Below are 16,285 nucleotides of genomic sequence, written 5' to 3'. Positions count from 1 at the left end.
GACTTTTTCACCCCCTCTTCATTACTATGCTGCTCATGAGCCATCGAAACCGCCTCCTGCCCCCGCTCCAGCCTGAACCGGTCCGTCGGATCGAGGCCGGGCCTTGGGCGATCGAGCTGCTACCCGGCGCTGCTTATGCGACCCGCTATGTGGCGACCCAGTCGGCGATTGGCTTTGCCTTCGACAGCCAACGAGGACTGCACGCCATTGGCAGCGATCGCGTCCACCCCTTCGACGCCCTGCCCAACGGACTGGCGTTCGTCCCTGTTGGCTGCGACGTGTTGTCCGAGTCACCCAAGGGCGGTGAGTACCTGCGGGTGATTCGCATCGACGGTGTTGCGCTGGCTGGGGACCATGCGTTCAACAATCGTATTGATCCGCAAGCCATTACCCTTGCGCTGCGCATGCGCGCCGCGCTGTTACAGGCTTCGGTGGAAGACGATTGGGAGGCCTGGGCACTCGCCCTGGCTGAGCGGACAACGGACAACCCAGCGTTGTCGGTGCCCGTCCAGGGTTCGATAACCGGTAGCCGGATGCGCCTGCTCGATGAGTTTATCGAGGCTGGCCTCGATGGCCCGCTGAGCATACCGGCGATGGCCGGGTTGCTGGGATTGTCCGACGGGTATTTCATCCGGGCATTCAAGAACGCCACAGGCAAAAGCCCCCACAGTTACCTGATCGACCGACGCCTCGCCAAGGCCCGCGCACTGATGCGCGATTCGACCGCCAGCCTTGCGCAGATCGCCCTCGCCTGCGGATTCAACTCTCAGGCGCATATGGCGACGACTTTCAGGCATCGCCTTGGGGTGAGTCCGGTACAGCTGCGTGAATCTGCCTGTTCTTTCAATCCTGCCATGAGTCAAGACGATCTGCACTGAACGCAATACGTTCGGACGGCACGAGCGTGGAATCAAAGGCAACACTGTCTCCACTCCCAACGCACACCGCGCCGGGTTGCTGATTAGCGTTCCTCACCACACTCCTGGAAGCCTTGATCATGAAAACCTTAAGCATCGAGAAACACAGAACCAACAACGCACAAAACCCTTCTTCGCTCGGAATCAAAACCATGGCGCTGGGCACCTACGGTGCCTACTTTGCGCTCGCGGTCATTTACTTCTGGTTCGGCGGGATGAAGTTCACACACTACGAAGCCGTCGGGCTGGTTCCGCTGGTGAGCAACAGCCCTTTCCTGGGTTGGGTTTATGAAATTTTCAGTGTCGACACCTTCTCCAGTCTGCTCGGCATCCTGGAGGTCTCGATCGGCGTACTCATTGCAGGTCGCTTGCTGTCTCCCAAGCTTTCATTGATTGGGGGTGCGCTGTCTGCAGGATTGTTCTTCACGACCTTGAGCTTCATGTTCTCGACCCCCGGCGTAATTGAACCCGGCCTCGGTTTTCCCGCCATTACGGTTGCGCCGGGGCAGTTTCTACTTAAAGACATCGGGTTGCTTGCTGCGTCGATATTTGTGGCCGGCCATTCGCTGACTGAGTTGGAACGCCGTTAACCGATGATCGACCAACCGGGATGGCTTGAAGCAGTTCGATGCTTTCAGGCCATTGCCCCATCATCTTCTCCTGCCAGATCTTTCATCCAGTCCCGAGGGCTGTAGCCTGTCTTGCGCCGAAACGCACGAGCAAGTGCCGAAGGACTTTCATAGCCTACCTCGGCGGCGATCAGCGTAATCGACCGCCCTTCCCGCAGACGCTTCTGCGCCAGGCTGATACGCCAACTCAACAGATAATCGGCTGGCGTCTGCCCGATAACGGCCCGAAAATGCACGGCGTAGGCCGCGCGAGACATGTTCGACTCGCTCGCCAGCTCCGCAATTGACCAGGCTCGCTGCGGCGCGTTGTGAATCTGTACCAAGGAGCGCGCCAGCCGCGAATCGGCCAGCCCTGCCATCATTCCCGTTCGCAACTGATGATGGTCCAGCAGGTGCCGGAACAACAAAATGATCAACAATTCGAACAACCGGTCCAACGCGGCCTCTCTGCCACAATGTCCGCCTGCCGCCTCGCCGAACATCCACTTCAGCGTATCGGCCAGCATTGGCAGCTCATCCAGGGACAGCACCAGGCAGTCGGGCAAGGAAGCCGATAACGGGTTATCAACCCCGCCTTCAAACTCCATTGACGCACACAACAGTTGAGCGCCCTCTGACTCACCGGCAAACAGTTGATGCCGGCTGGGGCGTGGCATAAAAATCAGGCTGGGCCGGGTCAGCAGCACGTCCTTGCGATCGGGCCCCTGCAACGTGACGCTCCCTGCCTGCAACAGATGGATATAACCACGCCGGTCAGTGTCATCGTAAGACGCCAGGCCGCAAAGTCGGCCGTTATAAAACAGGTTTGCGCGCACGCCGAACTGCGACAACAAGATAGACAAGCGATCCATGGGCAATCTCTTGGCGAGATAGAGTCGTTCAGATCCTATCACCGCCGGTTTACTACTTTTTGATCGGTCGCGCTTCGCCCATCTCCGCTCTCGCTCCTCGCAGTTATCGTCACGGTGTGGCGCCCGCTGGTTTCTTCTCCGGGACTGTAAAACTCACGACCGTACTGGTGAGGATTTTGTGAGTCGGGTCGGCCACTTCAAGAAGAACCCTGTGAGTGCCGGGCGTCAGTCCGACCAGGATAATCGGGTCTTCACTGGTGTGTGCCCATGTACCCTTCCAGTCGTCAACGGTAACGTGAAGATGACCGAGTCGTGGTGACACGTCGGCAGCGGCTTTACCAAAAACCGGCATGATCCTGGCGCGCTCTGTTCGATATTGAATAATGACGACGCCGCGGGCAAGCGGTTCGGCCAGTGGAGGATACGCCACGAGCGTAGGCACCGACTCGGACTCCAACGGGAGTATTGCCGGTGGCTCATGGGTTTCTGCAGCAACCGTTTGGCCGGACGCTGCTATGCAAAAAACAGCCAAGGCAACGGCCAACATATCTCCGAGAGCGACGGGCATGGGATTTTTTCTCCCCGTTATTTAACTCAAGGCTAGTTCAAACCGTGCCGTTGTCGACGCTCAGACATACCTGCTTTCAGACCTCAGTACATATCGGTGCGCCGATCTCAACACATCAAAAAGAATTTGAACCGCTGTTGTACGCGCTCGCCTAATGATCAGCTTGTGGACATTCGCACAGGCGATGTGCCAATACCGGCATACTCCGAGAGGTGGTCAACGTGGCTAAAGACGAGAAGAAAAGCAAAGGTGCAGCTTCGAACGCCAGCAAGGATTTGAAAGACAAGAAGTCATCATCGGCGAAGAAATCAGCTGCAGCCTCGGCTCTTTCGAAATCTTCCGAAAAGAAAGACAAGAAGAAAGATGCCGAACCAAAGAAATCTGCAAAAAAAGCTGACAGCAAGCCAGAAAAGGCCAAGAAATCAGACAAGGCAGAAAAGCCGGCGAAAAAGAAAAAGTGACACCTGCTATCCGCTAGGGCTTTACGCCCTAGCTTCGGCTGCTCCTGCACCAAACGTTTTCCACCCTGACGATGACGTGCTGCGGGCTGGAAGATGGCTTAGTTAACCATCACCTCGTCCAGTGCCTGCTCAAGGGTGTTGACCGTGCGCTCGATATTCTGCAGCTTTTCGAGTCCGAACAGACCGATGCGGAAGGTCTGGAAGTCGGCCGGCTCGTCGCATTGCAACGGCACTCCGGCGGCGATCTGTAGACCGTGGTTGGCAAATTTCTTACCGTTCTTGATGTCGGCATCATCGGTGTAGCTCACCACTACGCCAGGGGCCTGAAAGCCGGCTGCGGCCACGCTTTTAAAGCCTTTGCCGGTCAACATTGCGCGTACCCGATCGCCCAGAACCTGTTGTTCGCCGCGGACCTTGTCGAAACCGTAGGCTTGCGTCTCTTTCATCACTTCGTTAAACCGCGCGAGGGAATCGCTGGGCATGGTCGCATGGTAGGCATGTCCGCCCTGTTCGTAGGCCTGCATGATCTGCAGCCACTTTTTCAGGTCGCAAGCGAAGCTGCTGCTCTGCGTCTGCTCGATGCGCTCGAGGGCCAAAGCACTGAGCATTACCAGAGCGCAGCAAGGGGAAGCGCTCCAGCCTTTCTGCGGTGCGCTGATCAGCAGGTCGACTGCGCATTTCTGCATATCAACCCACAGCGTGCCAGAGGCGATGCAGTCCAGCACGAACAAGCCACCCACCGCATGCACGGCGTCGCCGACGGCCCGCAGGTAGTCGTCGGGCAGGATAATCCCTGATGAGGTTTCAACGTGGGGGGCGAAGACAATCTGCGGCCTCGAAGCGGCAATGGCTGCCAGCACTTCGTCCAGTGGGGGTGGAGCGTAGGCAGCCTGGCGACCCGTGTCGACCGGCCGGGCTTTCAGCACCGTGGTGGCCGCCGGGATGTTGCCCATCTCAAGGATCTGGCTCCAGCGATAACTGAACCAGCCGTTACGTATCACCAGGCATTGCTGGTCGGTGGCAAACTGTCGCGCCACCGCTTCCATGCCGAAGGTGCCGCTGCCCGGAACCACCGCAACACCCTGGGCGTTGTAAACCTGTTTCAGGGTGCTGGAAATGTTCTTCATCACGCCTTGAAACGACTGCGACATGTGGTTGAGCGAGCGGTCGGTGTAGACCACTGAGTACTCGACCAGCCCCTCAGGATCGATACTGGGATATAGCTTTGACATGGGTGACTCCTATGGCAGAGATGTCAGTGGTATCGACCCTGCCCTAAGCCTTGGCAAATGACAAGATTGCTCGGGAGTGAATGACGACTTCTGTCGAGCGGTTGGCATCGTCAGGTCGATTACTGGACGTAGCAATGTTCGCAGGTGGCTGCTCAGTTGTGGGAGGGTGGGCCTTGAAGGTTCCTGCCGCCTTGCGTTCGGTCGCTAACGACCAGTTACGAAGGGCAGCAGCTGACACGAAGCAGCCGGTCGTTATGGACTATGAACCCTCGGCTCTGCGGACCACGTCAATCCGCGAGGACCATCGCGAAGTACCCGAAGGCTGTAAGCAGGGTTCCCGAGACTGCAAACGCCACCGGAAACCGACCCACGGAACGTTGCTGCCGATTTTCGGCGTATTGCCAAAGCCTCAGGCAGTAGCGTAGCGGGAGAATCTTTGCTGGTTGCAACAACTCGAACAGCAGGGCCTCTCCGGTGAGGAGTATCAGAAGCGCTACAAGCTGATCCTGCCTTACAGGCATGCGCAGATGCAGTAGCGCTCACAGAATACAGCCTTACCGATATCAACCGATTTTGATGACAACCTTTCCAAATGCACCCTTCGCAAGATGCTCGTAAGCTTCTCGTGCTTTCTCGAACGGGTACACCTGATCGATCACGGGACGAATCTTGTGTTCGTTGAGGAACGCATTCATCCGGTCAAACGATGAGCGCGGCGCCACGGCGATACCGCGAATGGTTGTCTGGCGGAAAATCAGTGGCATCAGGTTGAGTTCAACGGTCTGCCCGGTCAAAAAGCCGATCTGCGCAATACGCCCGGATGCCTTGGTCGCTGCGACCGATTGATTGATGCCGCTGCCGCCAGCCACATCGAGCAGCAGATCCACGCCCTTCCCTTCGGTCAGCGTCAGTACTTCGTCCGCCCAGTTCGGAGTCGTTCGGTAGTTGATGCCCGCTACAGCCCCTAGCTCTTTCACGGCTTGCAGATTCTGGTCACTACTCGACGTTGCGATCACCTTGGCGCCAAGCGCCGTAGCGATTTGCACGGCAAAAATGGACACCCCGCCGGTACCTTGAACCAACACGGTTTGACCCGGCTGAATCTGTCCGAAGTCCACCAGCGAATACCACGCCGTGAGCGCGGCAATCGGCAGTGTTGCCGCCTCTTCGTCGCTCATGTTGTCTGGCGCACCCACGGCGCTGTCTTCGTGGATGATCATGTATTCGGCCAGACCGCCGGGCAACGGCGAGCCGAAGCAGTAATCCGGTTCATTCGGCCCAGGCTCGCCATCCAGCCAACGGGAGTACAGATGCGAGTTGACCCGATCACCGACTTTGTAGCGCGTGACGCCATCACCGACTGCGACCACTGTGCCGGCTGCATCACTGACCGGGATCAGGGGTTTGGGCACTTTATGCGGTTCGTAGATACCGTCCACGATCGCCTTGTCGCGAAAGTTGAGCGAGACAGCGCCGACCTTGACCAACAACTCGCCAGCCTTGGGTTGCGGGGTCGCTACCTCTCCCAATTGCAGGTTGTCGAGTCCGAAATCTTTCAATAGCCAAGCCTTCATTATAAATCTCCAAATACTCGTCAATGGGCCGCAAACCGGAAATGGCTTTGCCTTGGGCACATCTTTCGCTTTTGGAGAGGCGCAATAAATGCGCGGAAATAGACATGATTGTTCTATCCTCAGGCAACAATCATCTTTTGCTCCGTAAATCAGTCGGGGCCCACATGGAAACGTCATGGAATTGCTGCAATCGATGCGACTGTTCGCCAGACTCGCCGAACTCGGCAGCTTCACTAAAGCCGCCGAGTCGCTGGACATCGGGCGGCCTCAGGTCACCCGTTATATCCAGGAGCTGGAGACGTCATTGGGCGTGCGCTTGTTCCAACGCACCACGAGAAAGGTGGCGCTCACCGCCGAGGGGGAGCAGTTCTATGAGCGGGTGCAGGAAATTCTCGCGGGCATTTCTGCCGCGACCTCGATGTTTGACCGCACCGGAGCAACGCTCGTGGGACGACTTCGCGTCGATATCCCGACCGCTTTTGCACAAATGGAATTCATCAGAAGCCTTAAAGCGTTCACCACCGCCTTCCCCGGCATCGACATGGTGCTGGGCGTGACCGATCGAGCCGTTGACCTGATCGGCGAAGGCATCGACTGTGCATTGCGCATAGGCGATTTACCGGACTCGACATTGATCGCCCGCCCTATCGCAATGGCAACCATGGTGACGTGCGCGGCGCCCGAGTATCTGCACGAGCACGGCGAACCCGAGACACTCGACGATCTCGCCGCCCATCGAGGCGTCAACTTCTTGTCCGGTCAGAGCAACAGAACATTGCCTTGGCACTTCTCGGTTAAGGGTCAGGATCGAGCGTTTGTCAGTAATGCCGGTATCACCGTCACCGAATCGAATGCGTACGTTCAGTGTGGCGTGTCGGGCTTCGGAATAGTCCAGGCGCCAGGCATTACTGTGGCCGAGTATCTGGACAGCGGCGCTTTGGTGGAGATTCTTAGACCCTATCGGCCAGCCCCTCGTCCTGTGTCGCTGTTGTACCCAAGCCGGATGCACCTGGCGCCGCAAGTACAGGTTTTTATTGAATGGCTGCAAGAGCGATTTCCGCAGCTTCATTCTGACTGGCTGGACCCGCTGAGATCATCCCAATAGGGAGGAACGCCAATCGCACTGATGATTGTGGTGCAACAATCCGGTCAAATCGCAAATGACTTTTGTTTTTATAGCAACGCTTGAATGGAGGGTTGGTTGCTCAGGTTCTGGATCCTGCGGTCCGCTTACAGGGGGCCCGAGGTCTGTGCGTCTGCCCTTACGTCAATACAAGTTCCAAGGCCGGTAACAAGGGGTATAACTATCAGAACAACAGGCGGCCGGGCCACGCGTCGTGGCCTGATCAGCGCCTTCGGTGCGGAGCGATGTGATGAGTTCCAGAGCATGGCGAGGGGCTCGCAAGAGCCTGATTGGCAGCATCGAGCTGGCCTTGCTGGTCGCTCCACTGTGCGCCAGCGCCATGTTCAAGTGCCAAGCCAGCGACGGAGCCATCAGCTACACCAACCAAGCCACTGCCAGCGCCCGCTGCACTCGCCTGAAAAACATGGCGGGCGCCGATGGCGGCGCCAAGGCTATGACCGTGCCACGGCTTGTGCGGGACGACGATTCAGGCGCGGTACGGATTCGCGTGTTCACGTTCATCCACAAGGGTGTTCGTCAATATGTGAGCCGGCGCCCCGTCGGGATTTCCGCACGGGTCGATGTCCTTGAGCTCTACTACATCAAGGGCTGCTATCTGTGCATGGCGCCGAAGGATTTCAAAGTCACCTCGCTGCGCCTGGACACCCGTTCCTATCAGCGGGAGATCGAAGCCGCTTCGGGTCATTATGGTGTCGACAGCGCGCTGGTCCGCGCAGTGATTCATGCCGAATCGGCATTTCGCCCCAACGCTATTTCCGAAGCCGGCGCCCAGGGACTGATGCAGTTGATGCCCGCCACCGCCGAACGCTTCGACGTGGACGATCCGTTCGACGCGCGACAGAACATTCGCGGTGGCGTGCGCTACCTGGCCTGGCTGCTCAAGCGCTTCAACGGCAACCAAGTGCTGGCGCTGGCAGGTTACAACGCCGGCGAAGCGTCCGTGGTCGAGTACAACGGCGTGCCTCCCTACGCCGAGACGCAATCCTACGTCACCCTCGTGCAGTCCTTGACCGAACGCTATCGCAAGCATCGCTAGCGTTGACCCTCAAGGCCAGCCGCAACGGCTAACGTACATCGTGACGGACACCACCTGGGGCGGTCAGTCGTTCTGGTCGGGGCACGCGTCGCAATTGATGCTGTCGACGGCAAGGACTGGAGAGACGATGTGAAACCATTCCCGCTCAAACCTGGCGCCTCTCTGGACCTGTTTCTTCAGGCATGTCTGCCACGTCGTGACGCGGTTCCGCCGACCTTGACGGAAAAAGCTGTCATCCCGGGCATTCCCGATGCTCGCTACAGGCTGGATCACGACCTGACGCCTTTCATTGTGGATGCGGTGCAGTCCAACAAACGTGAGAGCGAGGTGCTCGCCGAGGCCGGGAAGCCGAACAATATCCTTCCCCTGGCGAACATGCTGGCGGTTTCCGGTGGCGGCGATGCGGGGGCATTCGCAGCGGGACTAATTGCCGGATGGACGACGCACGGGACTCGCCCCGTGTTCAAGTTCGTCACGGGCATTAGCGCGGGAGCCCTGGTCGCCCCGTTCGCATACCTGGGGTCCGAGTACGACGGCGTCATTCGGTATGTCTCCAACGCCATCGGCCCCAAAGACATTTTTCATTCGCGAAACGTGTTAACCCGCTTTGCCAGCGACGGTATCGCTGATAGCAAACCTCTTTCGCGGCTCATCGCAAAATACGTCACAACAGAAATTCTCGCGGCGATCGCGACGGAGTACGCCAAAGGACGAATTCTGCTGATCGGCACCACTGACCTTGATTCGGGTCGGCCGGTCACTTGGAACATGGGCGCAATTGCTTCCAGCCAGGCACCGGGAGCGCTCGACCTTTTCCGCAATATCATGCTCGCCTCAATGAGTATTCCCGGTGCAGTCTCGCCCGTCATGATTGATGTGGACGTTGATGGCAAACTGTTTCAGGAAATGCACGTGGACGGTGGGGTCATTACACAAGTGTTTCTTTACCCACCCAGTACCGTGATGGCGCTGAGCAAAGCCACCGGAGCACCATTGCGACTGGACCGGCATTTCTATGTGATTCGTAACGGAACGCTGGAGCCGCAGTGGTCCGGGACCAAGCGCCGCACATTGAGTATCGGCGGTCGAGCCATCAGTGCCTTGATTCAAACTCAGGGGATCAGCGATCTGGAGCGCATTTACCGCATGGCGCAACAGGATGGCGCAGATTTCAATCTCGCCTACATTGGCTCCGATTTTGATTTTGCCCACGATCGCAAATTCGATGGCGAGTACATGAAGCGTTTATTCGATTACGCCTTTCAACTCAGCGCGAAAGGCTATCCGTGGCATAAATCTCCGCACCTGGAAAACACCAAACGATGAAACAACCGCTGAACGAATTAGCCAATCTGTTGCGGCGGCCGGTTGCATCCACAACCTGAAGCGGTCATTCGCGCTGGATACTCCGCGCTCCCGCTGGCACCCCCCTCTTTCGGGACTGATGAGCAAACCTCATGAACCCTTGCCGATTTACCCGTCTAGTGCCCACTCGATAGCTCGCTTACTGTTCTCCCAACGCCAACGTCGGGCCGCAAAAGAGCTGGCTGACGGCAGTCTGGTGCCAGTCCTCGAGGACTGGTGCCAACCCTTTGCGGGCTATCATCTTTACTACCCCAATCGCCGTGAACACTCGTCAGCGTTTGGTGTTGTGGTGGATGCGTTGCTCTATCGGCGTTGAGTCATCGCCCCAAAAGGCGTTTCAATTTTACGAACACCCTACAATCCAGCGATGGAGGGATGCATTGGATTGCTCAAATTTGCAGTGTGCCCCTAACCAAGGCTTCCAACCTGGGCAAAATACTCGCTTCGTCCTTGCCCAAAATGGCAATCGAAGATCCACGCAACTCTTCCGATGACGCGGCAGCACCGTCGCCAGCCAAGGCCACTGGGCACGCAACGCCCATTTCAAGGGCTCGCAGTCGTTTGTGTGCATCTGCCTGCAGTGGCGCCTGGACCAATAGCACCAGCGCGGCGGGCTGAATCGCTTCACACAGTAACGGCAGTTCATCCAGAAGCTGGCCCGCGCCCAGCACTTCAATGCGCAGCTGGTCACTGCTCATCAACAAACCGGCACACAGCAGCTCCAATTCGCGCGCATGGCCCGAGCCGTCTGCCAGTAGCACGCAAGCACCGTTGCTCTGGTTCATCTGCAGGCGCAATAACATCCGCGCACGCAAGAAGGCGTCAAGGAACAACCACTGACTGCGTCGACCGAAATTATTCCCGGATGCCAGGCTGCGCCAGACCGGCAGCAAAATAGCCTCCAGTACAGTAGCTTTCGGATAGATGGTGAATAGTTGCCCGTGCAGTCGTTCCAGCTCAGCGCCATCAAAAGCCTGCGCGGCACGGTGCACCGCCTCTTGCCACTGGACCAGGGGAGCTTCGGCCGAGCCCGACGCAGTGATACCGGGCGTGTCCTGCTGCCGGACGAGCAACGCGCCTATCTTGCTGATCGGCAGGCCTCGGCTGGTCCAGAGCATGATGCTACGAATATGTTCGATGTCCTGTTGCGAATACAGGCGATGCCCTCCCACCGTGCGAACGGGTCGGATTAGCCCGTGACGGCGCTCCCATGCCCGCAAGGTGATCGGGTTGACGCCAGTCAGGCTGGCGACTTCCCGCATGGGCAGCAAGGCGTCGTCGGAGGTGGATTCGATGGGCTCGGTCATTGAAAGTCGTTGCATCCTGAGTGTGTCGGCATTCTAAACCAGGCATCGCACTTTTTAACCAGCAGCAATCGATGTCCCGCTGCTCTGCGCCCTGCCCTCTAGGCATGGCTGTCGCTGACGACTACGCTGTGGGGCAACCCCACGAATCACAACGAGCCCAGCCATGATTGACGCCAAACTCCTGCAACTTATGGTCGAAGCCTCCAATGACGGCATCGTCGTGGCCGAGCAGGAAGGCGATGACAGCATTCTCATCTATGCCAACCCCGCCTTCGAGCGCCTGACCGGCTACAGTGCCGACGAAATTCTCTACCAGGATTGCCGGTTCCTGCAGGCAGACGATCATGATCAGCCCAGCCTTGAGGCAATCCGCAGCGCCATCCGCCTCGGTCAGCCTTGCCGCCAGGTGCTGCGCAACTATCGCAAGGATGGCAGCCCGTTCTGGAACGAGTTGTCTATCACTCCCGTGCACAATGATGCCGATCAATTGACTTACTACATTGGCATACAGCACGACGTCAGCGACAAGATTGCCGCTCTGGAAAAGATTCAGTCACTTGAGACCGAAGTGGCCGAGCTTCGCCGTCAACTGGCAACGCTCGGTGGCTAACGACGAGTAGCGCCACAAGCGACACAAAAAGTGTACAAGAATATTGACTTGTACAATTTTCCCCGTACGCTTCAGCTAAACATGTACAGGTTTTCCGACTTGTACAATTTTGCCTGGAGCTTGCCATGTCTGCGTATCTCCACCATTTCGCTGACACGTTCGCAACGCTGAACGCTGATTGCCTGGACCGACTGGGCGAGCTATACAGCAACGACGTTCAGTTTCGTGATCCGCTGCATCAGTTGGATGGTTTGCCGGCACTGCGCACTTACTTTGAAAAGCTGTACAGCAACGTCCAGGATATCCGCTACGACCTCCTGGACGTTGATGAAACCGCCCCCGGCCACGGTTATCTGCGCTGGAACCTGCACTTCCGTCATCCGCACCTGTCCCGCGGCCAGCCGATCAGTCTGCAAGGCTGCAGCCACCTGCGCTGGGCAACACATGTCTACCTGCACCACGACTATTTCGATGCCGGCGCCCTGCTCTACGAGCACGTCCCGGTACTTGGCGGGGTGATTGGCTTGATCAAGAGGAGGCTCGCATGAGCCGCTGCTGGCTGACAGGAGCCAGCAGCGGCCTCGGTGCTGCCCTGGCAGAACGGCTTCTGGAGCAAGGTCATGCGGTGGCTTTGGGTGGCCGGCGGGCGGAGGCACTGATGCCGCTCGTGCTGCGTTACCCTGAGGCCCTGCTCGCTACCGGCGATGTGACTGACCCACGACAGGTCTCGGCTATCTGCGAGAACATCGAGCAGGCATGGGGCGCGCTGGACCTGGTGATCCTGAACGCCGGCACCTGCGAATATCTTGTGCCGGGCAGGTTCGAGGCCGAGACAGTCGAGCGCGTGATGCGCACCAATCTGCTGGCGGTCAGTTACTGCCTGCAAGCCGCCCTTCCACTGCTTCGTCGCGGGCACAGACCACACCTGGTCGTGATCGGCAGCTCGGTGACCTGGCTGGCGCTGCCGCGGGCGGGAGCCTATGGCGCGTCCAAGGCGGCCCTGCGTTATCTCGTCGAATCCCTGCGCCTGGATCTATGCGCTGAAGGCATTGATGTAACGTTGGTCAGCCCTGGGTTCATCGACACCCCCCTGACTCAGCGCAACACCTTTGCCATGCCACAACGCTGGACGGCCCACCGCGCCGCGCGGCATGTCGTCGCGCGCCTGACGCGACGACCGCTGGAGATCAACTTTCCCCGCCTCTTCATTTTCGTCCTGCGCTTGCTTGGCGCCCTGCCAGCGCGTTGGCGTCTGGCCCTGGGCCGCCGACTGGCGCGCACCGAACAGGAATAACGTCATATGCGCATCGCCATCATCGGCAGCGGGATCTCTGGGCTGACCTGTGCCTATCTGCTGTCACGTCGCAATGAAGTGACGGTGTTCGAAGCGGCTGACTGGATCGGCGGTCATACCCACACTGTCGACATCGAATGGCAGGGCCAGCGTTATGCCGTGGACACCGGTTTCATCGTCTTCAACGACTGGACTTATCCCAACTTCATCCGTTTGATGGATCGCCTTGGAGTCGTCTCGCGCCCCACCGAGATGAGCTTTTCCGTGAACGATCCACAGAGCGGCCTGGAATACAACGGCAATAACCTGGACACCCTCTTCGCCCAGCGCAGCAATCTACTGTCGCCGGGCTTCTGGGGTATGTTGCGCGACATCATGCGCTTCAACCGCCAGGCGGTGGCCGACCTTGACGGCCACCGCATCGAACCGGGCATGAGTCTTGGCGATTACCTGCACGAACGAAACTACGGACAGCGTTTCATCCATCACTACATCGTCCCCATGGGCTCGGCCATTTGGTCGGTATCACGGGCCGATATGCTGCGCTTCCCGTTGCACTTCTTCGTCCGTTTTTTTCGTAACCATGGCCTGCTCTCGATCAGCCAGCGGCCACAGTGGCGAGTGATCGAGGGTGGCTCGCGCAGCTATGTGGAGCCGTTGTGCAAGAGCTTCAGCGAGCGCATTCGGCTCAGTTGCCCGGTGATGAGCGTCCGCCGGGACGACAACGGCGTGGTGATCACTAGCGCGGCAGGCCATGAGCGTTTCGACAAGGTCGTGTTCGCCTGCCATAGCGACCAGGCTTTGGCGCTGCTGGAGAAACCGACGACTACCGAGCACGAGGTGCTGGGGGCCCTCGACTATGCCGCCAACGAAGTAGTGCTTCACACCGACACCCGCCTGCTACCCAAGCGGCGCAAGGCCTGGGCCAGCTGGAACTATCGCCTCGGTGGACCCGAGCACGCTCCGGCGGCCGTGACCTACAACATGAACATTCTGCAAGGCCTCGACGCCCCGGCAACCTTCTGCGTAAGCCTCAATCAGGGCGATTGCGTGGACCCGTCGCTGGTGCTGGCGCGCTTCAACTATGCACATCCTCAATACAGCCTTGCCGCCATGGCGGCTCAGGCGCGCCAAGGTGAGCTACAGGGAAACCAGCACAGCTACTTCTGCGGCGCTTACTGGGCCAACGGCTTCCATGAGGATGGCGTGGTCAGCGCACTGGACGTCGCCCAAAGATTCGGGGAGCGCCTGTGAACAGCAGCCTTTGCTACGGCTGGGTCAGCCACCGGCGTTTGTTGCCGCGATTCCATGGATTCCGTTATCGGACCGGCATGCTTTATGTGGATCTGGACGAACAGGATCTGCTGCTGGGCCTGTCCCCGTTACTCGGTGCTTCTCGCCTGGCGCCGTTGTGCTGGCGAGAAACCGATTACCTGCCAGCCTGGACTCGTCGCGGTATCCCCTTGAAGGAAGCTGTGCGCGAAGTGGTGGCCAAGGCCTTGGGCCAGGCCCCGTGCGGCACCATTCATTTGCTGACCCAGCCGCGCAGTTGGGGGATTTCATTCAATCCGGTCAGTTTCTATTTTTGCCACGACAGTGACGGTCACCTGGCGGCGATTGTCCTGGAGGTCCGTAACACCCCCTGGCGTGAGCGCTTTCACTACGTGTTGTCTGTGCTGCCCGGTCAGCCGCGGCAGTTCTCGGTCACGAAGGCATTCCATGTCTCGCCATTCCTGCCAATGGATATGCAATACCACATGCGCTTTTACATTGATGACGCGCACATGCGCATCCACATGGAAAACCGCCGCGAAGGACAAAAAGTATTCGAGGCCGACCTGGCCCTGCGCCAACAGCCGCTGGATGGCGCCGCACTACAACGGCACGTGCTGGCGTTCCCCTGGATGAGCCTGCGTACCCTCGGCGCCATTTATTGGCAAGCCCTGCGCCTGTTGCTCAAGCGCACCCCGCTCTATAGCCACACACCCCATCAGAGCAGCCAAAACCTTGGCCATCACGTCCACGAGGAGCCCGAGCATGTCCGATCCAACTCTGAGCGTTAGCAAATCCATGGGCTTGGTGCCGTTGTTCGGCGGCCTGGCCAGGAGCGCCGTGCTCACTCAGCTTCGCAACCTGCGCCAGGGCCGTCTGCGCCTGATCTGCCAGGACCAGGAGTGGTTGTTTGGCGACGTCAACAGCGAGCTGCACGCGGAGGTCGAGATCTTCGATGAGGCAGTTTGGGGGATGGTGGCTGCCAACGGTTCTATCGGTGCCGGCGAAGCTTACATCCATGGCTATTGGCGCAGTCCGGACCTGGCCGCGGTCACTCGCCTCTTCGTCGCCAACCTGGAGGTGCTCGACGCCCTTGAAGGCGGGTTGGCGCGCCTGGGCCGTCCGGTCCTGCGCCTGCTGCATTGGCTCAACCGCAACAGCCGGCGCGGCGCGCGCCGCAATATTCTCGCCCATTACGATCTGGGCAATGCCTTGTTCGAGCGGCTGCTGGACCCGACCATGATGTACTCGGCAGCCATGTTCGACAGTCAGGAGCAGAGCCTGGAGCAAGGTCAACTGAACAAGCTTGAGCGTATCTGCGACAAACTCGCGCTGCGCCCCGACGATCATCTGCTCGAGATCGGTACCGGATGGGGAAGCCTGGCGATCCATGCCGCCACCCGCCACGGCTGCCGGGTGACCACCACCACGTTGTCCGAAGCGCAGTACGCCCATACCCTGCAGCGCGTCCGCGATCTTGGCCTGCAAGAACGCATTACCGTCCTGCGCGAGGACTACCGCGACCTTGGCGGTCGTTTCGACAAGCTGGTCTCGATCGAGATGATCGAGGCGGTCGGGCACCGCTATCTGCCGGTCTACTTTCGCCGCTGCGCGTCACTGCTCAAGGATGACGGCTTGATGTTGCTGCAGGCCATCACCATCCGCGACCAGCGCTATGAACAGGCCCAGCGGTCGGTAGATTTCATTCAGCGCTATATCTTTCCCGGTGGTGCCCTGCCCTCCCTGAGCGTCATGCTGCAGACCGCCAGTTGCCATACCGCGTTGAATCTGGTGCACATGGAGGACTTCGGCCTGGACTATGCGCGGACTCTGCAGCACTGGCGCGACAACTTGCGCCAGTCGCGCACCGCCTTGATCGAGCTGGGCTATGACGACACCTTTCAGCGCCTCTGGGAGTTCTACCTGTGTTACTGCCAGGGCGGTTTCGAGGAGCGTGCCATCGGCGTCGCGCAACTGCTCTGGGCAGCTCCGGCCGCACGCCGCGCAGCGCTGCCAGGCGCCTGA

General features: G+C 58.9%; 17 protein-coding genes and 1 pseudogene. 13 read left to right on the top strand and 5 right to left on the bottom strand.

Features of this window, described 5'->3' with window-relative positions; translation table 11 throughout:
* Positions 1–26 precede the first annotated feature (26 nt).
* On the top strand, positions 27–878 hold the full coding sequence (locus NL64_RS23470) for a helix-turn-helix transcriptional regulator (RefSeq protein ID WP_052321294.1): 852 nt from the start codon (positions 27–29) through the stop codon (positions 876–878).
* Positions 879–997: 119 nt separating this feature from the next.
* Entirely contained in the window at positions 998–1,507 is a 510-nt protein-coding gene (locus NL64_RS23465; RefSeq protein ID WP_034150448.1) for a YkgB family protein, read from the top strand.
* A 44-nt stretch (positions 1,508–1,551) separates the two neighbouring features.
* Here NL64_RS23465 and NL64_RS23460 read toward each other — a convergent pair whose 3' ends face one another.
* Both NL64_RS23460 and NL64_RS23455 read right to left on the bottom strand, forming a co-directional pair.
* A complete protein-coding gene (locus NL64_RS23460; RefSeq protein ID WP_034150447.1) occupies positions 1,552–2,397 on the bottom strand; it encodes an AraC family transcriptional regulator in 846 nt (281 codons plus the stop codon).
* A gap of 109 nt (positions 2,398–2,506) precedes the next feature.
* Positions 2,507–2,965 (bottom strand): DUF6130 family protein, encoded by a 459-nt coding sequence (locus tag NL64_RS23455; RefSeq protein WP_034150446.1) that lies wholly within the window; start codon positions 2,963–2,965, stop codon positions 2,507–2,509.
* Between the two features lie 221 nt (positions 2,966–3,186).
* On the opposite strand from NL64_RS23455, the gene NL64_RS23450 reads away from it, so the two are divergent.
* Positions 3,187–3,426: a hypothetical protein gene (locus NL64_RS23450; protein WP_223503768.1), complete on the top strand. Its 240-nt coding sequence runs from the start codon at positions 3,187–3,189 to the stop codon at positions 3,424–3,426.
* Positions 3,427–3,524: 98 nt separating this feature from the next.
* On the opposite strand, the gene NL64_RS23445 is transcribed toward NL64_RS23450, so the two are convergent.
* Both NL64_RS23445 and NL64_RS23435 read right to left on the bottom strand, forming a co-directional pair.
* On the bottom strand, positions 3,525–4,658 hold the full coding sequence (locus NL64_RS23445) for an aminotransferase class V-fold PLP-dependent enzyme (protein WP_034150444.1): 1,134 nt from the start codon (positions 4,656–4,658) through the stop codon (positions 3,525–3,527).
* A gap of 563 nt (positions 4,659–5,221) precedes the next feature.
* Complete coding sequence (locus NL64_RS23435) at positions 5,222–6,232, bottom strand: zinc-dependent alcohol dehydrogenase family protein (RefSeq protein WP_034150442.1); 1,011 nt, start codon at positions 6,230–6,232, stop codon at positions 5,222–5,224.
* Positions 6,233–6,407: 175 nt separating this feature from the next.
* Here NL64_RS23435 and NL64_RS23430 point away from each other — a divergent pair, with 175 nt between their 5' ends.
* From NL64_RS23430 to NL64_RS30205, 4 genes and pseudogenes are all read left to right on the top strand, one after another.
* Positions 6,408–7,337, top strand: a complete 930-nt coding sequence (locus NL64_RS23430) for a LysR family transcriptional regulator (protein WP_034150441.1) — start codon at positions 6,408–6,410, stop codon at positions 7,335–7,337.
* Between the two features lie 268 nt (positions 7,338–7,605).
* Complete coding sequence (locus tag NL64_RS23425) at positions 7,606–8,412, top strand: lytic transglycosylase domain-containing protein (RefSeq protein ID WP_034150440.1); 807 nt, start codon at positions 7,606–7,608, stop codon at positions 8,410–8,412.
* Between the two features lie 129 nt (positions 8,413–8,541).
* Positions 8,542–9,738, top strand: coding sequence for a patatin-like phospholipase family protein (locus tag NL64_RS23420; protein ID WP_034150439.1), 1,197 nt, complete (start codon positions 8,542–8,544; stop codon positions 9,736–9,738).
* 208 nt (positions 9,739–9,946) lie between these two features.
* Positions 9,947–10,093 (top strand): annotated as a pseudogene (locus NL64_RS30205) (LysR family transcriptional regulator); the annotation flags it as partial.
* A gap of 73 nt (positions 10,094–10,166) precedes the next feature.
* Here NL64_RS30205 and NL64_RS23415 read toward each other — a convergent pair.
* Complete coding sequence (locus NL64_RS23415) at positions 10,167–11,084, bottom strand: MerR family transcriptional regulator (protein ID WP_052321293.1); 918 nt, start codon at positions 11,082–11,084, stop codon at positions 10,167–10,169.
* A 163-nt stretch (positions 11,085–11,247) separates the two neighbouring features.
* Between NL64_RS23415 and NL64_RS23410 the strand changes: the two genes are divergently transcribed.
* The 6 genes from NL64_RS23410 to NL64_RS23385 all read left to right on the top strand — a co-directional run bounded on the left by NL64_RS23410 (position 11,248) and on the right by NL64_RS23385 (position 16,285).
* Complete coding sequence (locus NL64_RS23410) at positions 11,248–11,694, top strand: PAS sensor domain-containing protein (RefSeq protein WP_034150438.1); 447 nt, start codon at positions 11,248–11,250, stop codon at positions 11,692–11,694.
* A 125-nt stretch (positions 11,695–11,819) separates the two neighbouring features.
* A complete protein-coding gene (locus NL64_RS23405; RefSeq protein ID WP_034150437.1) occupies positions 11,820–12,242 on the top strand; it encodes a nuclear transport factor 2 family protein in 423 nt (140 codons plus the stop codon).
* Positions 12,239–12,988 (top strand): SDR family NAD(P)-dependent oxidoreductase, encoded by a 750-nt coding sequence (locus NL64_RS23400; protein WP_034150436.1) that lies wholly within the window; start codon positions 12,239–12,241, stop codon positions 12,986–12,988. Before NL64_RS23405 ends, NL64_RS23400 begins: the two co-directional genes overlap by 4 nt.
* Positions 12,989–12,994: 6 nt before the next feature.
* A complete protein-coding gene (locus tag NL64_RS23395) occupies positions 12,995–14,242 on the top strand; it encodes an NAD(P)/FAD-dependent oxidoreductase (RefSeq protein WP_034150435.1) in 1,248 nt (415 codons plus the stop codon).
* Positions 14,239–15,051 carry a DUF1365 domain-containing protein gene (locus NL64_RS23390; RefSeq protein WP_034150434.1) on the top strand — a complete coding sequence of 271 codons (813 nt, stop codon included), beginning with the start codon at positions 14,239–14,241 and terminating at the stop codon, positions 15,049–15,051. The genes NL64_RS23395 and NL64_RS23390 overlap by 4 nt, the downstream gene beginning before the upstream one ends.
* Positions 15,026–16,285, top strand: a complete 1,260-nt coding sequence (locus NL64_RS23385) for an SAM-dependent methyltransferase (RefSeq protein ID WP_034150433.1) — start codon at positions 15,026–15,028, stop codon at positions 16,283–16,285. The genes NL64_RS23390 and NL64_RS23385 overlap by 26 nt, the downstream gene beginning before the upstream one ends.

The sequence above is a fragment of the Pseudomonas fluorescens genome, from assembly GCF_000802965.1.
GTDB classification, from domain to species: Bacteria; Pseudomonadota; Gammaproteobacteria; order Pseudomonadales; family Pseudomonadaceae; genus Aquipseudomonas; species Aquipseudomonas fluorescens_A.
This window is presented reverse-complemented; position numbering and strand designations above follow the sequence as displayed.